23 protein-coding genes are annotated in these 18,490 nt (G+C 68.1%); 7 read left to right on the top strand and 16 right to left on the bottom strand.

Annotated elements, in window-relative coordinates; translation table 11 throughout:
* Window positions 1-12: 12 nt before the first annotated feature.
* Entirely contained in the window at window positions 13-402 is a 390-nt protein-coding gene (locus tag Q0654_RS12000) for a hypothetical protein (RefSeq protein WP_237676951.1), read from the top strand.
* Entirely contained in the window at window positions 399-1,256 is an 858-nt protein-coding gene (locus tag Q0654_RS11995; protein WP_237676950.1) for a universal stress protein, read from the top strand. The genes Q0654_RS12000 and Q0654_RS11995 overlap by 4 nt, the downstream gene beginning before the upstream one ends.
* 6 nt (window positions 1,257-1,262) lie before the next feature.
* On the opposite strand, the gene Q0654_RS11990 is transcribed toward Q0654_RS11995, so the two are convergent.
* Window positions 1,263-2,132: a response regulator transcription factor gene (locus tag Q0654_RS11990; protein ID WP_237680705.1), complete on the bottom strand. Its 870-nt coding sequence runs from the start codon at window positions 2,130-2,132 to the stop codon at window positions 1,263-1,265.
* Between the two features lie 255 nt (window positions 2,133-2,387).
* Between Q0654_RS11990 and Q0654_RS11985 the strand changes: the two genes are divergently transcribed.
* Complete coding sequence (locus tag Q0654_RS11985; RefSeq protein ID WP_237676949.1) at window positions 2,388-2,987, top strand: phosphatase PAP2 family protein; 600 nt, start codon at window positions 2,388-2,390, stop codon at window positions 2,985-2,987.
* Window positions 2,988-3,031: 44 nt separating this feature from the next.
* On the opposite strand, the gene Q0654_RS11980 is transcribed toward Q0654_RS11985, so the two are convergent.
* The 9 genes from Q0654_RS11980 to Q0654_RS11940 all read right to left on the bottom strand — a co-directional run bounded on the left by Q0654_RS11980 (window position 3,032) and on the right by Q0654_RS11940 (window position 9,700).
* The gene (locus tag Q0654_RS11980) at window positions 3,032-4,219 is read right to left on the bottom strand and encodes an ABC transporter permease (protein ID WP_298854096.1); all 1,188 of its coding nucleotides are present in this window, start codon (window positions 4,217-4,219) and stop codon (window positions 3,032-3,034) included.
* The gene (locus tag Q0654_RS11975; RefSeq protein ID WP_237676947.1) at window positions 4,171-5,670 is read right to left on the bottom strand and encodes an efflux transporter outer membrane subunit; all 1,500 of its coding nucleotides are present in this window, start codon (window positions 5,668-5,670) and stop codon (window positions 4,171-4,173) included. The genes Q0654_RS11980 and Q0654_RS11975 overlap by 49 nt, the downstream gene beginning before the upstream one ends.
* Window positions 5,667-6,752 carry a biotin/lipoyl-binding protein gene (locus tag Q0654_RS11970; protein WP_237676946.1) on the bottom strand — a complete coding sequence of 362 codons (1,086 nt, stop codon included), beginning with the start codon at window positions 6,750-6,752 and terminating at the stop codon, window positions 5,667-5,669. The genes Q0654_RS11975 and Q0654_RS11970 overlap by 4 nt, the downstream gene beginning before the upstream one ends.
* Window positions 6,749-7,465 (bottom strand): ABC transporter ATP-binding protein, encoded by a 717-nt coding sequence (locus Q0654_RS11965; protein ID WP_237676945.1) that lies wholly within the window; start codon window positions 7,463-7,465, stop codon window positions 6,749-6,751. The genes Q0654_RS11970 and Q0654_RS11965 overlap by 4 nt, the downstream gene beginning before the upstream one ends.
* Window positions 7,466-7,498: 33 nt before the next feature.
* Window positions 7,499-7,648, bottom strand: a complete 150-nt coding sequence (locus Q0654_RS11960) for a hypothetical protein (protein ID WP_237676944.1) — start codon at window positions 7,646-7,648, stop codon at window positions 7,499-7,501.
* Window positions 7,649-7,755: 107 nt separating this feature from the next.
* Window positions 7,756-8,196 carry a universal stress protein gene (locus Q0654_RS11955; protein ID WP_237676943.1) on the bottom strand — a complete coding sequence of 147 codons (441 nt, stop codon included), beginning with the start codon at window positions 8,194-8,196 and terminating at the stop codon, window positions 7,756-7,758.
* Window positions 8,197-8,319: 123 nt separating this feature from the next.
* Window positions 8,320-8,541, bottom strand: a complete 222-nt coding sequence (locus tag Q0654_RS11950) for a BON domain-containing protein (RefSeq protein WP_237676942.1) — start codon at window positions 8,539-8,541, stop codon at window positions 8,320-8,322.
* Between the two features lie 31 nt (window positions 8,542-8,572).
* Window positions 8,573-9,196 carry a hypothetical protein gene (locus Q0654_RS11945; protein ID WP_237676941.1) on the bottom strand — a complete coding sequence of 208 codons (624 nt, stop codon included), beginning with the start codon at window positions 9,194-9,196 and terminating at the stop codon, window positions 8,573-8,575.
* Between the two features lie 42 nt (window positions 9,197-9,238).
* A complete protein-coding gene (locus tag Q0654_RS11940; RefSeq protein ID WP_237676940.1) occupies window positions 9,239-9,700 on the bottom strand; it encodes a universal stress protein in 462 nt (153 codons plus the stop codon).
* A 365-nt stretch (window positions 9,701-10,065) separates the two neighbouring features.
* Here Q0654_RS11940 and Q0654_RS11935 point away from each other — a divergent pair, with 365 nt between their 5' ends.
* Window positions 10,066-10,584 carry a universal stress protein gene (locus Q0654_RS11935; RefSeq protein ID WP_237676939.1) on the top strand — a complete coding sequence of 173 codons (519 nt, stop codon included), beginning with the start codon at window positions 10,066-10,068 and terminating at the stop codon, window positions 10,582-10,584.
* Between the two features lie 2 nt (window positions 10,585-10,586).
* Here the strand turns inward: Q0654_RS11935 and Q0654_RS11930 are convergent, their stop codons facing one another.
* From Q0654_RS11930 to Q0654_RS11920, 3 genes are read right to left on the bottom strand one after another with little or no spacing between them, the layout of a single operon-like run.
* Window positions 10,587-11,009, bottom strand: a complete 423-nt coding sequence (locus Q0654_RS11930) for a DUF6691 family protein (RefSeq protein ID WP_237676938.1) — start codon at window positions 11,007-11,009, stop codon at window positions 10,587-10,589.
* 11 nt (window positions 11,010-11,020) lie between these two features.
* The gene (locus Q0654_RS11925) at window positions 11,021-11,455 is read right to left on the bottom strand and encodes a YeeE/YedE family protein (RefSeq protein WP_237676937.1); all 435 of its coding nucleotides are present in this window, start codon (window positions 11,453-11,455) and stop codon (window positions 11,021-11,023) included.
* Entirely contained in the window at window positions 11,455-11,778 is a 324-nt protein-coding gene (locus Q0654_RS11920) for a metalloregulator ArsR/SmtB family transcription factor (protein ID WP_237676936.1), read from the bottom strand. Before Q0654_RS11920 ends, Q0654_RS11925 begins: the two co-directional genes overlap by 1 nt.
* An 87-nt stretch (window positions 11,779-11,865) precedes the next feature.
* On the opposite strand from Q0654_RS11920, the gene Q0654_RS11915 reads away from it, so the two are divergent.
* Window positions 11,866-12,759, top strand: coding sequence for an MBL fold metallo-hydrolase (locus tag Q0654_RS11915; RefSeq protein WP_237676935.1), 894 nt, complete (start codon window positions 11,866-11,868; stop codon window positions 12,757-12,759).
* Window positions 12,760-12,768: 9 nt separating this feature from the next.
* Here Q0654_RS11915 and acs read toward each other — a convergent pair whose 3' ends face one another.
* The gene (acs, locus tag Q0654_RS11910; RefSeq protein ID WP_237676934.1) at window positions 12,769-14,745 is read right to left on the bottom strand and encodes an acetate--CoA ligase; all 1,977 of its coding nucleotides are present in this window, start codon (window positions 14,743-14,745) and stop codon (window positions 12,769-12,771) included.
* 121 nt (window positions 14,746-14,866) lie between these two features.
* On the opposite strand from acs, the gene Q0654_RS11905 reads away from it, so the two are divergent.
* Window positions 14,867-15,184 (top strand): DUF485 domain-containing protein, encoded by a 318-nt coding sequence (locus Q0654_RS11905; RefSeq protein WP_237676933.1) that lies wholly within the window; start codon window positions 14,867-14,869, stop codon window positions 15,182-15,184.
* A complete protein-coding gene (locus Q0654_RS11900) occupies window positions 15,181-16,917 on the top strand; it encodes a cation acetate symporter (RefSeq protein WP_237676932.1) in 1,737 nt (578 codons plus the stop codon). Before Q0654_RS11905 ends, Q0654_RS11900 begins: the two co-directional genes overlap by 4 nt.
* Window positions 16,918-16,969: 52 nt before the next feature.
* On the opposite strand, the gene Q0654_RS11895 is transcribed toward Q0654_RS11900, so the two are convergent.
* Window positions 16,970-17,851, bottom strand: coding sequence for a histone deacetylase family protein (locus tag Q0654_RS11895; RefSeq protein ID WP_298854087.1), 882 nt, complete (start codon window positions 17,849-17,851; stop codon window positions 16,970-16,972).
* A gap of 121 nt (window positions 17,852-17,972) precedes the next feature.
* Window positions 17,973-18,398: an Hsp20/alpha crystallin family protein gene (locus Q0654_RS11890; protein WP_237676930.1), complete on the bottom strand. Its 426-nt coding sequence runs from the start codon at window positions 18,396-18,398 to the stop codon at window positions 17,973-17,975.
* Between the last annotated feature and the right edge of the window lie 92 nt (window positions 18,399-18,490).

Raw genomic sequence — 18,490 nt, 5'->3', positions numbered from 1 at the left:
GGAGGACACGCCATGACGAACACCGACTTCACCTTTCCGCTGGCGCTGTGCAAGGCGCAATACGGCATCTGGCTGCACGCGCTCTCGATGTTCGAGACGATCGGATCGCGCACGCTGCAGGACTGCATCGCGCTGACCCGTGCCGAGATGGACGCGGTCATGCGCGCCGGGGACTGGCACGCGCTGGCCATGGCGCCGATGCAGGCATTGCGGCAGCAGGAACAGGACGGACCCGCGCCTGGGCCTGCCGCGATGCCCCAGGCGGCCGCGCAGGTGCAGCCTTCGCGAAAGGCCGTGGTGAACGAGGCCCTGCGCACGCTGCATGGCGCCCTGGCGTCCGCGCCTTCCGGGGGCCGGACGCATGCCGGCCGCAAGGTGGTCACCGCGAGGCAGCGGGCATGACGCTTTCGACCATCTCGGTGCACCTCGACCACACCGAGTGCTGCGAGGTCCGCACTCGCCTGGCGGCGCGGCTCGCGATGCTGCACGGGAGCCACCTCATGGGCATCGTGCCCACGGGCGTTCCGGCCTCGACGGGCATCGGGCCCGTGCCCCGCGTTGCCGGCAGCGAGGACCGCGTCGACCATGCGATCGCCGAAGTGTCCCTCTGCTTGCGCCGGCGGGCCGAAACCGTCGCGCACGTGTTCCACAGCCGGATGAAGCCGACCGCGCTTTCCTGCGAGGCGCGGCTGATGGACGGCGACCCGTTGCATGCAGTCGTCCATCTCGGTCGGGCCAGCGACCTGATCGTGGTGGGGCAGGCCGACAGCGCCGCGGCCGTGTGCGAAGCGGTACGCCGGCTTCCCGAGGAGATCCTGCTGAACGCGGGACGGCCGGTTCTCGTCGTCCCGTCCACGGGTCACCGCATTCCCTGGGGCCTGGACAGGGTTCTCGTGGCGTGGGATGGAAGCCGGGAAGCGTCGATGTCGCTGCTCGGCGCGATGTCGCTGCTGCGCAGTGCCACGCATGTCACGCTGCTGGCCCTGCACAGGGAGGCGGCTGCGAACTCGTGGCGTGCACCGGATCCCGAGGATCTGAGCGGCTGGCTGCTGCGGCACGGCATTCAGGCCAGCGTCGAGCGCCTCGCGACGTCGCTGCGCATCTCCGATGCGCTGATGGATCGCGCCGATGCGCTCGGCAGCGACCTGCTCGTGATGGGCGGCTATGGCCATGCCCGGGCACGGGAGCAACTGCTGGGCGGCGTGACCCGCGAAGTGCTGGCGCAGGCGGCTGTTCCGTTGCTGATGGCGCATTGACGCCAGCTACAGCAGCCGCTGGTCGACGGCCGCGATCACGGCATGCGCGCGTGTACGCACCTGCAGCTTGTGCAGGATGCTCTTCATGTGCGCGCAGACCGTGCGTCCGCTGATCGACAGGAGACAAGCGATCTCCTGCGTGACCTTGCCCTCGGCCACGAGTCGCAGCACCTCGCGCTCCCTGGCCGAGAGCATCTTGCGGGCAGCGGCATCGTCGCAAGACCGCGCGGGCGCGAAAGCGCCCCACCGGACGAGCAGGTGCCGTACCACGTCGGGCGAGACCGCCGCCCCGCCGTTGACGACCTGCAGCACGGATTGACTGAAATCCTGAAACCAGGAGTTCTTGACGAGATAGCCCGACGCGCCCGACGCGCCCGCCGCGAAGGCCCGGCGCACATGGGCCTCGTCGGCCAGCGTGGAGTGCACGATGACCTCGGCCCGGCTGCAATGGGCCTTGGCCGTCCCGATCAGGTCGAACCCCTTGCCGCCGCCGAGCCGGACGTCGAGGATCAGCACATCGAATTCCTGCTGCGACAACATGCGCCTGGCTTCCTGCAGGCTGCCGGCTTCGCCGACGACGCATACACGCGGGTCCGAGACCAGTTCATGAACGACCGCGCGCCTGGACCCTTCGTCCTCGTCGATCAGCAGCACGCGGACCGGCTTGTCCGCCTGGCCGGCCAGGAAGGCAGGCCATGGGGCGTTCGGAATCCGATCGATGTTCCGTGGGTGCGTGCCCTCGAATTTCGCAAGCCATTGCGGAGCGCCGCGCGTCAGCGTTGCCGGGTGGAGTGGGGTCATGTCCGGGGCCGGATGCTTGTTGTGGTTCGTGAGCCGATTCTTGCGATACGGCTTCGCGCGGCGCTTGATCCGCATCAAGTCGCTCGCCGTCCTGGCCACCCGTGCCGGCATTGCCGTTCAGGCCGGGCCGGCACCGGGATCCCTTTGGCCGCCCGTCTCTTCGGGCTTTACACCCCATTCACAAATTTCCCGGATTCCTGATGCCGAAGTCAGGTGATCCGCAGCCGCGAAATGTAGCCTTTCTTCTCAAGGGCTCCGGCCCGTCCCGGAGGCTCGTCATGGCTCGCCGTGGAGTGCTGCATCCCTGCATCTTCGTTGTGGACCTGACGCATGCATGAGATCAACGTTCAACTCCTTCGCTGGATGGCCGCTGGCGACGATCCGGGATCATGGATGCTTCTGGCGGGCTGCCTGATTGCCCAGTGGGGGGGAACCATGTGCGCGGCCGTGCTGTGCTGGGCTGCATTCGCGAAGTCGTCGGACCGGGTCTACATCCTCGCAGTGGCGGCGACTGCGGTAGGGGTTTCAGTGATCTCGCACCTCGTCGCAGCGGGCATCGGTGTGCAACGGCCTTTCGTGCAGGGGCTGGCGCCGGGCTACATCCTGCACAGCGCCGATGGTTCGATGCCGTCCGCACACGCCAGCGTCATGTTCTTCATCGCCTTCTCCCTCATGGCCCGCGACTCGCTTCGACGCATCGGCTGGCTGCTCGGTCTGCTTGCCGTCGCCACGGCCTGGGCGCGCATCTATGTCGGCCTGCATTTCCCGGCGGACATCGGCTTCGGCGTCGCGCTCGGTGCGTTCTTCTCCTGTCTGTTTGTCATTGTTTGCAGGGCACGCCTTCGGCGTGTCGCCGATCGCGATGCGACACGGCAACCCGCGAGGCGGGAGCATCTGCCTCGGGGGGCCTTCGGGCGCGGGACTGAATGAATGCCGGAGCGAGTGCATCCGCATTCGCCCGGTTCCTGCCGGCCCTAGCCCCTGAAGATGTCGAAGGGCTCGATGCGCAGGACCCGGCGGATGCCGAAGTAGCTTGAGATGCCCGCGATCACCAGAACCATGGCGAAAGCCAGCCCCAGGTTCCAGAAGGTCACGATGGCCGCATAGCTGGGAAGCTGTGTTCGTGCGACGGTGATCATCAGCGTCACGAGGCCCACGCCCAGCCCGAATCCGGTCAGCGCCGTGAAGGTCGCCATGAAGAAGATCATGAAGATGAGCTCGGTCCCTTTCGCGCCAATCGCCTTGAGTGCGCCGAACTTCTCGAGGTTCTCCAGGATGAAGCTGTAGAAGGTCTGGCCCGAGATCGAGAGCCCCACCAGGAAGCTGATCACCGTCATGATCAGGATGTTGGTCCCGATGCCCGTCTTGTAGGTGTAGTAGTCGGCGGTGGCCTGGTTGAACTCCTTTCGGGTCAGCGCCACGTAGCCGAGCCTGGCGACTTCTCGCTTGATGCGTGCGACCGCCATGGCGTCGCGGGGTTGCACCAGCACGTACGAGATGGTGAAGCGCGTGGTCGGCAGGTACTGGATCGCGCGGCTGTACGTCGTGTAGAGCGTCGGCACTCCGTTGAGACCGTTCGAGGCGACCTTGGCGATGCCGACGATCACTCCGCGGTTGTCGTTGAGCTCGAAGGTGCTCCCGATGTGCGGGTTCTCGAGCTTGGGGAACTCGGCATCGTCGACGACGAAGAACGAGTTGTCGGCGTAGATGTCTTCGAGCCGGCCCTGTTCGATCTCGGGACGCCCGAGCAGGCTCGTATCGTCCAGTCCGACCACCGTCACGGACTGGTAGGTGCCGCTGTCGAGCCTGACCAGGGCGCCGCCGACGAACATGGGCACCGCGTAGCTCACGCCGTCCATGCTCCGCACGCTGTCCAGCAGGTAATCGGGCAGCGCGATGGCGCTGGTCGGCGTGTTCACGCCGGGGTCCATGATCCACATCGCGGCGCCGACGTTCGTCACCGTGGAGTACGCGCGGTTGAGAATGCCCGCGAACATGGCCGTCATCTGCATCATCAGGAAGACGGCGAACGTGATGCCGATCAGCAGCGCCGAGAACTTGGCCCGGTCGTTGACCAGCAGCTTGAAGCCGATGCGCAGGATGCCGCCGTATTTCATGGCTGCCCGGCGCGCGCGCCGGCACCGGATGACGGGGCATTCCACCAGCCTCCGCCGAGCGCCGCGAACAGGGCGACGGTGTCCTGATGGCGCTGCGCCAATGCCGAAAGGTAGGAAAGACTTGCGGCGTGGAACTGGATGTCCGCATTCTGCAGGTCGACATAGGCCACGAGTCCCGCGCGATAGCCGGCCTGCTGCAGGGCCAGCGCATCGGCGGCCGATGATCTCGCCTCGGCCTGCGCCTGAAGTGCCTGCGCGTCGTGCTCGAGCGCCCGCAGCGCATCGGCAACCTGCTCGAATGCGGAGAGCACCGTCTGACGGTAGTCGGCTTCCCGGGCGGCGTGGGCGTCGATCGCGGCCTGGCGCCTGGCTCGCAGCGTGCCGCCGTGCAGGAGTGGCAGCGCGACGGCAGGCGCGAGGCTCCAGTAGCGGGAGCCGCCGGCCAGCAGACTGGCGAGTTGCGGGCTGGCGGCACCGTACCCGGCGCTCAGGCTGAAGCTCGGAAACATGGCCGCGGTTGCCACGCCGATGGCCGCGCTGGCCGCATGCAGCTGCGCTTCGGCCGCGAGAATGTCCGGGCGCTGCCGCACCAGTTCCGACGGGAGGCTGAGCGGCAGGTCCCTCGGCAGCGTCAGCTCCCCGATGTCGACGTCGGGGAGCGCAGCCTCGGCCGGCGTGTCGCCCTGCAGGGCGGCCAGCAGATGGTCGGCCTGGCTGATCTTCTGCGCCAGCGCGGCGAGCTGCGCCCGGTTGGAGGCGATCAGGCTCAGCTGGCTCAACTGGTTGGCATAGGGCACGGTGCCGGCATGCACCTGGGCCTCGATGCTGTGCAACTGGTCGCGCTCCAGGGCGATCAGTTCTTCCGTCGTGCGCCTTTGCGCGACGTAGGCGGCGCGTGCAACGCACGTCTGGACCAGATTCGCCTCCAGCGCCAGGTAGGCTGCCATCGCCACGAAACGCTGGTTCTCCGCCTGCGCGGCCAGGCCCTCGACGGTGCGGCGTTCGCCGCCGAAGACATCGAGCGGATAGCTGATGGCACCGCTGAGCGTGACCACCTGGTAGATCGTGCCGGCGGCGGAGGAGCCCTGCAGGACCGGTGCCGTACGGGCGCGGGTGGCGCCGAAGGAGGCGTCGAGCTGCGGGTAGAAGATGCCGTGGCCCGCGCGAAGTTCGTCCTGGCTCTGGCGAAGGCTGGCCTCGGCCGATTGAAGCGTCGGGTTGTGCTGCAGCGCCTGCCGCACGGCCTCGTCCAGCGCGGGCGATCCGAAGAGACGCCACCAGTCCGCGGGAAGCTCCGCTGCCGGGCCGAAGCGCTGCGATCGCCCGTCGCCGGCTTCGGTCGTCGCAGGCAGGGCACCGCGCGTGTAGCTGTCCACCTGCGCAGGCGCCGGGCGCACGAAGTCGGGGCCGACCATGCAGCCCGCCGACAGGCCCGTGCCGGCCAGGGCAAGCACCGCGGCCAGCCACCTCCAGCCCGGAGCAGGTGTGCCTGTCATTTCTGTCCAATGAACACATCGACCAGCTGGCCGGGATACACCATGGCGGGGCTTTGCATCCGGAAGCGGAAGATCACGGGCAGCACGCGCAGGTCCACTTTCTCCTGCCGCTGGTTCGCGAGTTCGATCTTCGGCGACACGTAGGGCTGCACCCGCACGAACTCCAGGGGAACCTTCACATCGGTGCCACGCAGCGACATCTGGGCCTGGATCCGGTCCGGCGGCGGCAGCCGAGAGGCCAGGATCTCGTCGACGTAGCAACGCACAGCCAGATGGTCCTGCGGCGTGCTCATGACGACCAGGGGCGCCTGCGTCTGCGTGTAGCTGTCCAGCACGCCGAGCGAGGACACGTAGCTGCCGACCGAGGCGTTGACGGCCAGCACCACGCCGTCCATGCGGGCCGTCACGACGTACTTCTGCAGCAATGCCTGGGAAGCCCTGTAGGACTGCTGAAGCGCCTCGTACTGCCTGCGTTGGTTCTCTATGTCGTAGCTCCAGGCCCCCGCATGCGCGAGCACGTACTGCCGGCGGGCCACTTCCAGCGCCGCCGCGGCTTGCCGCACCGCATCGTCGGCCGTGTCGAGGGCGTCCTTGCTGATCGAGTGCGGATCGATGTTGTAGCTGGCGCGCCGCTTTGCGAATTGATCGTCCGCCACCTTGAGACTGGACTGCGCGAGGTCGACCTGTGCCTTGGCGATGGCCAGTACCTCCTTGCGCGGCTGGGCCTGGAGTTCGTTCAGCAGCGCGAGCGCCGCCTCGGCCTGCAGCCGCAATTGCTCGGTCGTGGCCTTCTGCACCGAATCGTCGAGCATCACCAGCGGCGTGCCGGCCTTGACGGCCTGCCCGTCGTGCACGAGCACCTGCGCAATCAGGGCCGGGACCTCGGGGTAGATGTTGACGTTGGCACCCGAACTCTGGTCGCTCTCGACGATGCCGTTGGCGTAGATCGCCGTCCTGTAGGGATTGCTGACCGGTGCGTACGCGGGCTGTTGTGCCTTGCGCTCGATGCCGAAGACGTAGGCAGCGACCAGTCCGGCCAGCAGGCCGGTCAACGCCAGCGCGAAGATCAGCTTCTTGCTCATTCCGTGCCCTTGTCCAGCCCGGTGATGCGACCGTCCTCCATGTGGACGATGCGATCGGCGTACTCGTTGATGCGCGCGTCGTGGGTGACGATGAGAATGCAGCGTCCCGCATCGAGAATCCTGTCCTTGACGAAGGCGAGGATCATCCGGCCGGTGTCCCCGTCCAGCGAGGCGGTGGGCTCGTCGAGGATCAGGATCTCCGGCGAGCCGACGATGGCGCGCGCGATCGCCACCCGCTGCTGCTCGCCGCCCGAGAGTTTCACGGGCACGATGTCGCCGCGCTCCCTGAGGCCCACCACCTCCAGGTATTTCCTCGCCTGCGCGATCGATGCGTCCCAGTCGAGGTGTTTGAGGATCAGCGGAATCGCGACGTTCTCGGCCGTGGTCAGGCGTGGAAACAGGTGGTAGTCCTGGAACACGAAGCCGATCGTGTTCAGCCGGAAGTCGGCCAGCGCATCCTTGTCCATCGACCAGATGTCGGCGCCCTTCACGTTCACGGTGCCCTCGTCGGGGCGGAGGATGCCGGAGACCATGCTGAGGAAGGTGGTCTTGCCGCTGCCCGAGGGGCCGACGAGGAACACCATCTCGCCGAAGTTCGCCACGAAATCCACATGGTCGACCGCCGTGACCCGGGTCTCGTTCTCGCCGAAGTACTTGGTCAGTCCGAAGGCGGAGATGGCCTCGTGCCCCCGGGTGGCGTCTGGGGTGTTCATGGCGCTGGGGTCCTCGTTCCGTGCGGCCGCGGCTCAGAAGCGCGCGGCACCGGCCGGGGTCGACAATCCACCAAAGACGAACGCGCCCTCCATGGCTGCCACAAGGGCCATGCCGAAGGGGCCGCCGACCGCTGCGAGGCCGACGACGGGATCTTGCGCGATGAGGGGAGTGGAGGCGTTCATGGGAATCCTTGCGAAGACGACGGACTTAGGTTATGGGCCGCTGCGGCGGCCACGCTTGATGCAGCGCAAGCCTGCATGTGGGGCAGCCGCAGGCTCGGGGCCGCAGGTCAGGCAGGCTCGCAGCCGCGAACCAGCAGCACCGGGACGGTGGCGCGGCGCAGCACGTTTTCCGCGCTGCTGCCCAGGGTCAGCCGATCAAACCCGCGCCGGCCATGGGTGCCGATCACGATCAGTTCGGCAGGCCACTTCACGGCCTCTGCGACGACCAATTCATGAACGGTGCCATCGAAGTTGTCGTACAGCACGGTGTCGGCATTCACACCTTCGGCTTCGACGCGCTGCCAGGCCGTCTCCAGCAACTGGAGCGCCTCGCTGCGCAACGCCGGCATGCAGTTTGGTGCCCAGCCGGCATACACCACCGAGAGCTCGTCGATCACGTGCAGCAGGCGAAGCGAGCCGTGCGACAGCTTTGCCACCGCCGTCGCTTCCTGCAGCCCCCGCAGGGATGTCGCGCTGCCGTCGAAGGGAACGAGGATGCGCTGGTACATGTCATTGCCTCCTGCAAAGAGTTCGCCGCGGGCGCTCGCCTCGGGGTGCCGCTGTCGGCATCGGCCACGGGATCTCGGAGAAAGGATCCGGAAGCGAACCGGTCGCTCCGGTCTTCGCCGAGTTCATTCCGGAGGCCGGACGACGAGCCTGTTCAGCAGCGTCGTCAGCCCCTCGGTGCGGCGTGCGGCGCGCTCCACCGCGGCGCGCCGCTCCTCGTCGGCCACCTGGCCGCGCAGTGTCACGACGCCGTCCTTGACGCACACGTCGATGTCGCAGCCGTTGACGGCGGGGTCCCAGTTGAGTTGCGCGAAGACGTCGTGCCTGAGTTGAATGTCGGGGTTCATGGTCGTTCCCTCCGGCGATCGGGCACGGGCGTCACTTTCCGTCGGAAGCCGCAGCACGGGTCTTGCGCTTCACCGCTTCGAGCGTGCGTGCCGAGGCGTCGGCGGTTGCGCTGGCGGCCGAGCGCATGGCTTCTTCCGCCCTGTCGAGTGCTTCGCGCGTGGCTTGCGCCGCCTTCTCGGCTTCCTCCTTGCCGGCCTGCGCGGACCGGCCCACCGATTCCTCCGCCCGGGCCAGGGCTTCCCTCGAGGCGTGGGCCGCCTTCCGGCTTTCCTCCTGGGCGGCCTGTGCGGTGACCTTGCCGTCGTCGACCGCCTTGGCAGTCGATATGGCAGCCTTTTCCTCCAGGCGGGTGGCCGCCTGGGCCGCTTTTCGCGCGGCCTGGCGGATGCCTTCGGCCAGGGCCTTCGAGACCTGGCCGGTGGTGGCCTTGCCCTTGTCGGCAGCAGCCTTGGTGGCGTCCATGGCCCGCCGCGCGGCCTTTTCCGCATCGCGCGCGGCCCGGCCGGCCGCAACGCGCGTCGCGTTACCCGCTTTCTGTGCTGCGCTCTCCGGCGGACTGAGCTGTCCGGGCGCGGTGTAGTCGGCGGCAAATGCACCGGCACTGGCGGCGATGACTGCGGATGCCATCAGCTTGCGAAGTGTGTTGGATGTCATGTTCTTTTCCATTGGGTTGAAAGGGCGTGGGGGGATGTGCATTCAAGCGGGTGTCGCTGCCGCACGCACCAGCAGCACCGGCACGGGGCTGCTTCGCGCCACACGGTCGGCGTCGCTGCCGAGCGCCAGCCGGCTGAGGCCGCGGCGGCCATGGGTGCCCATCACGATTAGGTCGCAGGCTGCTTTCGCGGCCTCATCGGTCACGACTTCGGCGACGCGCTCCTGCGTGACTTCGCGCAGCACGGTCTCGGCCTCGACTCCCGCGGCCGTCGCCCGGGCCAGGGCGTGCGAGAGGACCGATTCGCCATGCTCGCGCGCCTTCTGCAGGCCGGCCTCGAAACTGGAGGTGCTCGATATCTCCACCAGCATCGGAAAGTCGTCGACCACGTTGAGCAGACGCAGCCTGCTTCCGAGTTCGCCAGCGAGACGGATGGCTTCCTGCAGACCACAGTCGGCCGTGGGGCTGCCGTCCAGCGGGACGAGCACGTGCTTGTAGACGGACATGGGCTTCTCCTCGGGGCCGCCTGCAAGAGGCACCTGCCGCCGGCCCCGGCGCGACGGGCAGGCAGATTCTTCCGTTGCCTGCCGCGGGAGGGCTTGCGCCACATCAACATCGCCCCGGTCCTGCCGCCTCGCGAACGGAAGCCGCCATGTCTTCCCGAGTTCGAGACCGGCGCGCGGTTGGTCACAGTGGCGCCGGCGCTGTGTTCAGAAGGACGAACCGCGAGCGCTGTACCGGGGTTCTCTCCGCCTTGCAGCTCCGAACCGGTCGGACGCCGCGACCGCATCATCCGGGTGGTGGAGGGCATGATCCGCGCTTGATGCTTGATGCATGTCAATCCAAAGGCCCGCGAGGATGTGCAGAATCGATGCGCAAAGAGCGGGCTGGCATCGCGGTCATGGATGCAGCCTGGCCCGGCAAGGAGCAATCCGTGTATCGACGAATACTCGTTCCCGTAGACGGCAGCCCGGCATCGGCCCAGGGCATCGAGGAGGCGATTCGCCTCGCCAAACCGATGAGAAGCCGGGTGCGGCTGCTTCACGCGATCGACGATCTCTCGGTTTCGCGCGCCGGCTACGCGCGTGACGGGTCGTCGCAACTTCGGGCGGAGGCCGCGCGCATGCTCGCCCGAAGTGCCGAGCACGTGCGTTCCGCGGGCGTGGAGGTCGACACCGTGCTCTACAGCGAAGCGGACGGCACCGTGGCCAACCTCGTCGAAGACGAGGCGCGGGAATGGCATGCCGACCTGATCATTGCCGGCACGCGAGGCCGGCGCGGCCTCGGACAGCTGCTGCTCGGCAGCAGCACGGAGCGGATCGTGCGCGGCTCATGCGTTCCCGTGCTGCTGGTGCATGCGACGGCGGACGAGCAGGCGGCCGTCGGGTAGCGTCAGGGCTGTCGCCCGCGGTGCTCGATGAGTTCGAAGATTCCCATGCCCGCGAGCATCGCGAGCACGAAGACGAGGGCCTTGGCTTCGCCCATGCCCAGGGCGACGAGGCCCGGGCCGGGACAGAAGCCCGCGATGCCCCAGCCAACTCCGAAAACGACGCTGCCGACGACCAGGCGCCGGTCGATCCCGCGCGCCGATGGCAGGCGCATCGCCGCGCCCAGCAGGGACTTGCTGCGCCGCCTTGCGGCCAGGAACGCGACCGATCCGACGGCGATGGCGCCCGCCATGACGAAAGCCAGGGATGGGTCCCAGTGGCCGGCGAGGTCCAGGAAGCCGAGCACCTTGGCCGGGTTGGCCATGCCCGAGACGATGAGGCCGAGTCCGAAGACGAGGCCGGCGAGCAGCGAGGCGAGGGCGATCATGGCGCGCATCCTCAGATGCCGGGCAGATGGCGCGCCACGAACACCGTGGCGAAGCCCGCGCCCATGAACGAGAGGGTGGCCACAAGCGACCGCGGCGACAGGCGGGACAGGCCGCAGACGCCGTGGCCGCTGGTGCAGCCGGAGCCGTAGCGCGTGCCCAGGCCGACGAGCAGGCCGGCCAGCACCAGCGTGCCGTAGCCGGCGTCGATCTGCGGGCGGGGCAGCACCGTGAAGAGCAGGTAGAGCGACGGCGCGCCCACGAGCCCGAGCACGAAGGCGACGCGCCAGCCGATGTCGCCCCTCGACGGCCTGAGCAGGCCTCCCAGCACGCCGCTGATGCCCGCGATGCGCCCGTTGAGCAGCACGAACATCGCGGCGGCGATGCCGATGAGCACGCCGCCAGCCAGCGAGGCGAGCGGCGTGAAGTGGCTCCAGTCGATGGACATCATTTCTCCTGGGGACAGTAGAGGCGATACAGAACGCCGAGGAGTTCCAGCATCGCGGGATCGGCCACGCTGTAGAAGATGCTCTTGCCCTCGCGGCGGGTGTTGACCACACCCTCGTTGCGAAGTACACCCAGTTGCTGCGACAGCGTGGGCTGATGGATGCCCAGCGCCTGCTCGAGGTCGCTCACGCACATCTCGCCCTGCGAGAGCTGGCACAGCAGCAGCAGGCGGTCTTCGTTGGCCAGCAGCTTGAGCGCCGCGACCGCCTTGCCGGCGGCACCGCGCAGCACTTCGGGATCGATGGCAAGGGTGGAATTCTTCATCGGGCCGGATTGACGTTTTCGATTTGGATATTATATTCAAATATATATTGTTTGTCGCAAGACCGGACTTCCATCCACGGAGCAACCATGACCGCACGCACGACGATCCAGGGCTTTTTCGATTCCGTCACGGGCACGGTGTCCTATGTCGTCTGGGAACACGCGGGCAGGCATGCCGCGGTCATCGACCCGGTGCTGGACTACGACTTCAAGTCGGGCCACACCGGCACCGTGTCGGCCGACAGGCTGCTGGACTATCTGCGCGAACATGAACTGCGGCTCGACTGGATCCTGGAGACCCATGCGCACGCGGACCACCTGTCCGGCGCGCGCCACGTCCAGCAGCAGGCGGGCGGAAAGATCGCCATCGGCGAGAACATCCGCGTCGTCCAGTCGACCTTCTGCAAGCTCTTCAACTTCGAGCGCGCCTTCCTGCCCGACGGAAGCCAGTTCGACCATCTGTTCAGGGACGGCGAAGTCTTCGGCATTGGTGAAGTCGAAGCCACCGCCTTGCTGGTGCCGGGCCACACGCCCGCGGACATGGCCTACCTGATCGACGGCGCGGTCTTCGTCGGCGACACGCTCTTCATGCCCGACCTCGGCAGCGCACGCGCCGACTTCCCCGGCGGCGACGCGCGCCAGCTCTACGGTTCGATGCGCAGGCTGCTCGAACTGCCGCCCGACACGGCCATGTACGTCTGCCACGACTATCCGCCGCCGTCGAGGCAGGCCAGTTGGCAGACCACCGTGGCGCAACAGCGCGCCCACAACATCCATGTGCGCGACGGCATCGGCGCGGACGAATTCGTGGCGATGCGCACGGCGCGCGACGCGACGCTGGACGTGCCCACGCTCATCCTTCCGTCGATCCAGGTGAACGTGCGCGGCGGCCGGCTTCCGCCTGCCGACGACAACGGCGTCGCGTACCTGCGCATCCCTGTGGATGCGCTTCCCGTTCACCGGCGCCCGGCGGGCGGTTAGCCAGCCGGCTCAGTGCGTCTCGGTCAGCTGATCGAGGATCGCCGGGTTCTCCAGCGTCGACACGTCCTGCGAGATCGCCTCGCCCCGGGCGACGGAGCGCAGCAGGCGCCGCATGATCTTGCCGCTGCGCGTCTTGGGCAGGTTGTCGGCGAAGCGGATCTCGCGGGGCTTGGCGATCGGGCCGATTTCCTTGCCGATCCATGCGCGCAGCTCGGCGGCCAGGCGGTCTCCTTCCTTGCCGGTGGGGCGCGGCTGCTTAAGCACCACGAAGGCGCTGATCGCCTCGCCCGTGGTCTCGTCGGGGCGGCCCACCACCGCGGCCTCGGCCACCAGCGCCGCGCAGGCCACGAGCGCCGACTCGATTTCCATCGTGCCCATGCGGTGGCCGCTGACGTTCAGCACGTCGTCGATGCGCCCGCCGATCGTGAAGTAGCGCGTGAGCCTGTCTCGCGCGGCACCATCGCCCGCGAGGTAGCAGCCGCGCAGCTCCGGCGGAAAGTAGCTCGAGCGGTAGCGCGCGTCGTCGCCCCACACCGCGCGGATCATGCTCGGCCATGGTTTCTTGATGACCAGCAGGCCGCTCTCGCCGTCGGGCACGTCGTTGCCGGTCTCGTCAACGATGGCCGCCGCGATGCCGGGAAAGGGCAGGGTGCACGACCCCGGAACGAGATCGGTGGCACCGGGCAGCGGCGTGATCATGTGGCCGCCGGTCTCGGTCTGCCACCAGGTGTCGAGCACCGGGCAGCGGCCGCCGCCCACGTGCTGGCGATACCACTCCCAGGCGGCCGGATTGATCGGCTCGCCGACCGAGCCCAGCACGCGCAGGCTGCCGAGGTCATGGCGGTCGGGGTGCACGGCCGGGTTGCCCTCGGCCGCCTTGATGAGCGACCGGATGGCGGTGGGAGCCGTGTAGAACACCGTGACGCGGTGCCGCTCGATCATCTGCCAGAAGCGTCCCGCGTCGGGATAGGTGGGCACGCCCTCGAACACCACCTGCGTCGCTCCGATGGCCAGCGGCCCATAGGCGATGTAGGTGTGGCCAGTGACCCAGCCGATGTCCGCCGTGCACCAGAACACGTCGTCGTCGTGCATGTCGAAGGTCCATTTGGTGGTGAGCGCCGCGTGCAGCAGGTAGCCGCCGCTGCAATGCTGCACGCCCTTGGGCTTGCCGGTCGAGCCCGAGGTGTAGAGCAGGAACAGCGGGTGCTCGGCGCCGACCCACTCGGGCTCGCAGCTGTCGCCTTGGGCCTGCGTGATCTCGTGCATCCACACGTCGCGCGCTGTCCACTCGATGGGCTCGCCCGTGCGCCGATGGACGACGACCGAGCGCACCGCCTCGCAGCCGCCGAGCGCGAGCGCCTCGTCGACCAGCGCCTTCAGCGGCAGGCGCTTGCCCCCACGGACCTGCTGGGCGGCGGTGACGATCACCGTGGCGCCGGTGTCGGCGACGCGGTCGCGCAGCGCATGCGCCGAGAAGCCGCCGAACACCACCGAATGCACCGCGCCCAGCCGGGCGCAGGCCTGCATCGCCACGACGCCCTCGACCGACATCGGCATGTAGATGACCACGCGGTCGCCCTTGCGCACGCCGAGCGACTTCAGCGCATTGGCCATGCGGCAGGTCTGCGCCAGCAGCTGCGCATAGGTGGTGCGGGTGACCTGCCCGTCGTCCGACTCGAAGACGATCGCCACCTTGTCGCCCCGGCCGGCGGCCACCTGCCGGTCCAGGCAGTTCCATGAGACGTTGAGCGTGCCATCCTCGAACCACCTGTAGTGCGGCGCGTCGCTGCTGTCCAGCGTCCTGATGAACGGCGTCTTCCAGCCGACGAACTCGCGCGCCAGGCGGGCCCAGTAGCCCTCGTGGTCGGCTTCCGCCTCGGCCACCAGCGCGTCGTAGGCGGCGCGGCCTGCGACGTGGGCGGTGCGGGCGAGCGCCTGCGGTGGCGCATAGGTGGGCAGGCGGGGCTGGAGATCGGGAGCGTTCATGTCTCGTGTCCTTTGAAGGTTGCGAGATCTTGCCGGCGCACACGAGGAATGGCTTGCGCCAGCGCAAGCCTCGCGCCGTTGCGTGCGTTCCTAATCCGCCCATCGCAAACAAGGAGACTCCATGGAAGACGACATGGCCGCGCGCATCGCCGCGCATCCGAAATACCAGCAACTCAAGCGCCGGCGCGACCGCTTCGGCTGGACCCTCGCAGTGCTGATGCTCGCCGCGTACTACGGCTTCGTGCTGCTGGTGGCCTTCGACAAGGAATTCCTGGCGCGACGCATCGGCGACGGCGTCATGACCCTGGGCATGCCACTGGGCTTCGGCGTGATCGTGTTCACCGTGGCGATCACCTCCTACTACGTGCGCCGTGCGAACGCCGAGTTCGATGCGCTCTCCGATGCGGTGGTCAAGGCCGTGAAGGGGAACAAGCCATGAGCCTGCGTTCCTCGACCATCCTGCGCGCGCGATCCGCGGCGGTCTTCTGCGCACTGTCGGCCCTCGGCGCGGCGGCTCTCGCGGCCGGTGCCGACCTCGGCCAGCTGCAGAAGCAGGCCACCAACTGGACCGCCATCGGCATGTTCGGCCTCTTCGTGGTGGCGACCCTCTTCATCACCAAGTGGGCCGCGGCGCGCACCCGCTCGGCGTCCGACTTCTACACGGCCGGCGGCGGCATCACGGGTTTCCAGAACGGGCTCGCCATCGCCGGCGACTACATGTCGGCGGCGTCGTTCCTGGGCATCTCGGCCGCGGTCATGGCCTCCGGCTACGACGGGCTGATCTACTCCATCGGCTTCCTCGTGGGGTGGCCGGTCATCACCTTCCTGATGGCGGAGCGGCTGCGCAACCTCGGCAAGTTCACCTTCGCCGACGTCGCGGCCTTCCGCTTCAGGCAGACGCCGGTGCGCATCTTCGCGGCCTCCGGCACGCTGGTGGTGGTGGCCTTCTATCTCATCGCGCAGATGGTGGGCGCGGGGCAGCTGATCAAGCTGCTGTTCGGTCTCGAGTACTGGGTCGCGGTGGTCATCGTCGGCTCGCTCATGATGGTGTACGTGCTCTTCGGCGGCATGACGGCCACGACCTGGGTGCAGATCATCAAGGCCGGCCTGCTGCTGGGCGGCGCGAGCTTCATGGCGATCTCGGTGCTCTGGCACTTCGGCTTCAGCCCCGAGGCGATGTTCGCGGGCGCGGTCAAGGTCAAGACCGACCTGGCGCTGAAGGACGGCAAGACGGCCGAGGTGGCCGCGGGCATCGGCCAGTCGATCATGGGGCCGGGCAATTTCGTGAAGGACCCGATCTCCGCCATCTCCTTCGGCATGGCGCTCATGTTCGGCACGGCCGGGCTGCCGCACATCCTGATGCGCTTCTTCACCGTGCCCAGCGCCAAGGAGGCGCGCAAATCGGTCATGTGGGCGACCGGATGGATCGGCTACTTCTACCTGCTGACCTTCATCATCGGCTTCGGCGCCATCACCTTCGTGCTGACGAATCCGGACTTCCTCGACGCCAAGGGCCTGCTCAAGGGCGGCGGCAACATGGCGGCGATCCACCTGGCGAACGCCGTGGGCGGCAACGTGTTCCTCGGCTTCATCTCGGCGGTGGCCTTCGCGACCATCCTGGCCGTGGTGGCGGGCCTCACGCTCTCCGGCGCTTCGGCCGTCTCTCACGACCTGTACGCCACCGTCATCCGGAAGGGCGACGCGGGCAGCGCGGCCGAGCTGCGCGTGTCCAGGATCACCACGCTGGCGCTCGGCGCGCTGGCGGTGCTGCTGGGCATCGTGTTCGAGAAGCAGAACATCGCCTTCATGGTGTCGCTGGCCTTCGCCATCGCGGCCTCGGCCAACTTCCCGGTGCTCTTCATGTCGGTGCTCTGGAAGGGCTGCACCACGCGCGGGGCTGTGATCGGCGGCTTCCTCGGGCTGATTTCCTCGGTGGTGCTCACGGTGGTCTCGCCCTCAGTCTGGGAGGCCACGCTCGGCCATCCGGCCGGCTCCTCGCTGTTTCCCTACACCTCGCCGTGCCTGTTCTCGATGAGCATCGCCTTCGTGGGCATCTGGCTGTTCTCGGTGCTCGACCGCAGCGCGCGTGCGCAGGTCGACCGGGGCGGCTTCCTGGCACAGCAGGTGCGTTCGGAAACCGGTATCGGCGCGCACGGCCCGATCGGGCACTGAGCCAGCGTGCCATCGTGGGGCGCGAAGGCGCCCGGCCCCGCGTCCGCGGCGCTCAGTCGGCCCCGATCAGCACCTTGACATGCGCCGCGGCGCTGCGGGCGAGGGCGCTCAGCGCATAGCCGCCCTCGAGGCTCGAGATCACGCGCCCGCCGCAATGGCGCAGCGCCACGTCCATGAGCTTCCGGGTGACCCAGGCGTAGTCGTTCTCCACCAGGCCGAGGTTGCCCATGTCGTCCTCCCGGTGTCCGTCGAAGCCGGCCGAGACATACACGAGCTGCGGCGCGAAGGCTTCGAGCGCCGGCAGCCAGTGGTGCGTGACGGCCGCCCTGAACGCATCGCCGCCCGAGCGCGAGGGCAGCCCGATGTTCACCATCCGCGGGCCGTCGTCGTCCTCGCCCGCGAAGGGGTAGAGGCCCTTCTCGAAGATGGAGCACATGAGCACGCGCCCGTCGTCGCGGAAGATGTCCGCACTGCCGTTGCCGTGGTGCACGTCGAAGTCGATCCGGGCCACGCGCTTCAGACCATGAACGTCCAGCGCGTGGCGGATGCCCACCGCCACGTTGTTGAAGAAGCAGAAGCCCATGGCCGCATCGCGCGTGGCGTGATGGCCCGGCGGGCGCACGTTGCAGAAGGCGGTGGGCGCCTCGCCGGCCAGCACCAGGTCGGTGGCCAGCACCGCGGCTCCGGCGGCGCGCAGCGCGGCCTGCAGGGTGTGCGGGTTCATCCGGGTGTCTGGGTCGACGAAGCGGAGCCCCTCGGCAGGCGCCATCGCAATGAGCTCGCGCACGTGCGACATCGTGTGCGCGCGTGCCAGCTGGGCCTGCGTGGCAAGCGGGGCGTCGTACGGGGCCATGTAGTCGAGCAGGCCCGCGATCAGCAGACGGTCGTGGATGGCGGACAGCCGCTCGGGGCTTTCCGGATGGCCCGCGCCCATGTCGTGGCGCGCGCAGTCTGCGTGGGTGATGTAGGCGCTCAGCATGCGGGCTCCTTGCTTCTTCGAAAGCCGGGCGGCCCTCGCGGGGAGCCCGCTGCCGGCGGCGCCCGTCGCGTGACGGCTACTGGATCTTCAGCGTGGTACGGGCCGAGCCTTCGCGCTTGGGCAGCGTCAGGTGCAGCACGCCGTCCTCGAGCTTCGCCACGGCGGTCTTGTCGTCGACTTCGCTGGCCAGCGAGAAGCCGCGCGACATGTTGCCGCGATAGGTCTCGCGGACGATGGAGCGGCCCTGCTTCTTCTCCTCGTCCTTCCTGATCTCGGCCGAGATGGAGACGTAGCTGCCGTCGATGGAGACGCGCACGTCCTCCTTCCTCGCGCCGGGGATCTCGGCGGTGACGAGGTATTCCTTGTCGTTCTCGTTGATGTCGAGCCGGATGTCGGCCGGCAGCTCGGCCTCGTCGATCAGCTGCAGGGGCCGCGCCCAGCGGCGCAGCATGTCGGGAAAGAGGTTTTCGATGCGGTCCAGGCGGGACAGTGCGGTGTTCATGCGCTTTGCTCCATGGGTGGGTTGAGGAAGCTTCAATCTAGCAGGATGCGGAAATACTCCCGTTCGAAGCGAGCCTTCTCCTTCTGTGAGGA

It is taken from the genome of uncultured Aquimonas sp. (assembly GCF_937888285.1).
Taxonomy (GTDB): Bacteria; Pseudomonadota; Gammaproteobacteria; order Xanthomonadales; family Xanthomonadaceae; genus Aquimonas.
The sequence above is the reverse complement of the archived record's forward strand: the minus strand, read 5'-3'. Positions and strand labels throughout refer to the sequence as shown.

Excerpts from the sequence above, each read along its gene's own strand:
- Q0654_RS11900 (WP_237676932.1), top strand. The coding sequence starts at position 15,181 with ATGAGCCTGCGTTCCTCGACCATCCTGCGCGCGCGATCCGCGGCGGTC.
- Q0654_RS11945 (WP_237676941.1), bottom strand. The coding sequence starts at position 9,196 with ATGACATCCAACACACTTCGCAAGCTGATGGCATCCGCAGTCATCGCC.
- Q0654_RS11965 (WP_237676945.1), bottom strand. The coding sequence starts at position 7,465 with ATGAACACCCCAGACGCCACCCGGGGGCACGAGGCCATCTCCGCCTTC.
- acs (WP_237676934.1), bottom strand. The coding sequence starts at position 14,745 with ATGAACGCTCCCGATCTCCAGCCCCGCCTGCCCACCTATGCGCCACCG.
- Q0654_RS12000 (WP_237676951.1), top strand. The coding sequence starts at position 13 with ATGACGAACACCGACTTCACCTTTCCGCTGGCGCTGTGCAAGGCGCAA.
- Q0654_RS11970 (WP_237676946.1), bottom strand. The coding sequence starts at position 6,752 with ATGAGCAAGAAGCTGATCTTCGCGCTGGCGTTGACCGGCCTGCTGGCC.
- Q0654_RS11955 (WP_237676943.1), bottom strand. The coding sequence starts at position 8,196 with ATGTACCAGCGCATCCTCGTTCCCTTCGACGGCAGCGCGACATCCCTG.
- Q0654_RS11960 (WP_237676944.1), bottom strand. The coding sequence starts at position 7,648 with ATGAACGCCTCCACTCCCCTCATCGCGCAAGATCCCGTCGTCGGCCTC.
- Q0654_RS11905 (WP_237676933.1), top strand. The coding sequence starts at position 14,867 with ATGGAAGACGACATGGCCGCGCGCATCGCCGCGCATCCGAAATACCAG.
- Q0654_RS11950 (WP_237676942.1), bottom strand. The coding sequence starts at position 8,541 with ATGAACCCCGACATTCAACTCAGGCACGACGTCTTCGCGCAACTCAAC.
- Q0654_RS11985 (WP_237676949.1), top strand. The coding sequence starts at position 2,388 with ATGCATGAGATCAACGTTCAACTCCTTCGCTGGATGGCCGCTGGCGAC.
- Q0654_RS11895 (WP_298854087.1), bottom strand. The coding sequence starts at position 17,851 with ATGGGCGCGGGCCATCCGGAAAGCCCCGAGCGGCTGTCCGCCATCCAC.
- Q0654_RS11935 (WP_237676939.1), top strand. The coding sequence starts at position 10,066 with ATGCGCAAAGAGCGGGCTGGCATCGCGGTCATGGATGCAGCCTGGCCC.
- Q0654_RS11975 (WP_237676947.1), bottom strand. The coding sequence starts at position 5,670 with ATGACAGGCACACCTGCTCCGGGCTGGAGGTGGCTGGCCGCGGTGCTT.
- Q0654_RS11925 (WP_237676937.1), bottom strand. The coding sequence starts at position 11,455 with ATGTCCATCGACTGGAGCCACTTCACGCCGCTCGCCTCGCTGGCTGGC.
- Q0654_RS11995 (WP_237676950.1), top strand. The coding sequence starts at position 399 with ATGACGCTTTCGACCATCTCGGTGCACCTCGACCACACCGAGTGCTGC.
- Q0654_RS11920 (WP_237676936.1), bottom strand. The coding sequence starts at position 11,778 with ATGAAGAATTCCACCCTTGCCATCGATCCCGAAGTGCTGCGCGGTGCC.
- Q0654_RS11930 (WP_237676938.1), bottom strand. The coding sequence starts at position 11,009 with ATGATCGCCCTCGCCTCGCTGCTCGCCGGCCTCGTCTTCGGACTCGGC.
- Q0654_RS11890 (WP_237676930.1), bottom strand. The coding sequence starts at position 18,398 with ATGAACACCGCACTGTCCCGCCTGGACCGCATCGAAAACCTCTTTCCC.
- Q0654_RS11990 (WP_237680705.1), bottom strand. The coding sequence starts at position 2,132 with ATGCGGATCAAGCGCCGCGCGAAGCCGTATCGCAAGAATCGGCTCACG.
- Q0654_RS11915 (WP_237676935.1), top strand. The coding sequence starts at position 11,866 with ATGACCGCACGCACGACGATCCAGGGCTTTTTCGATTCCGTCACGGGC.
- Q0654_RS11940 (WP_237676940.1), bottom strand. The coding sequence starts at position 9,700 with ATGTCCGTCTACAAGCACGTGCTCGTCCCGCTGGACGGCAGCCCCACG.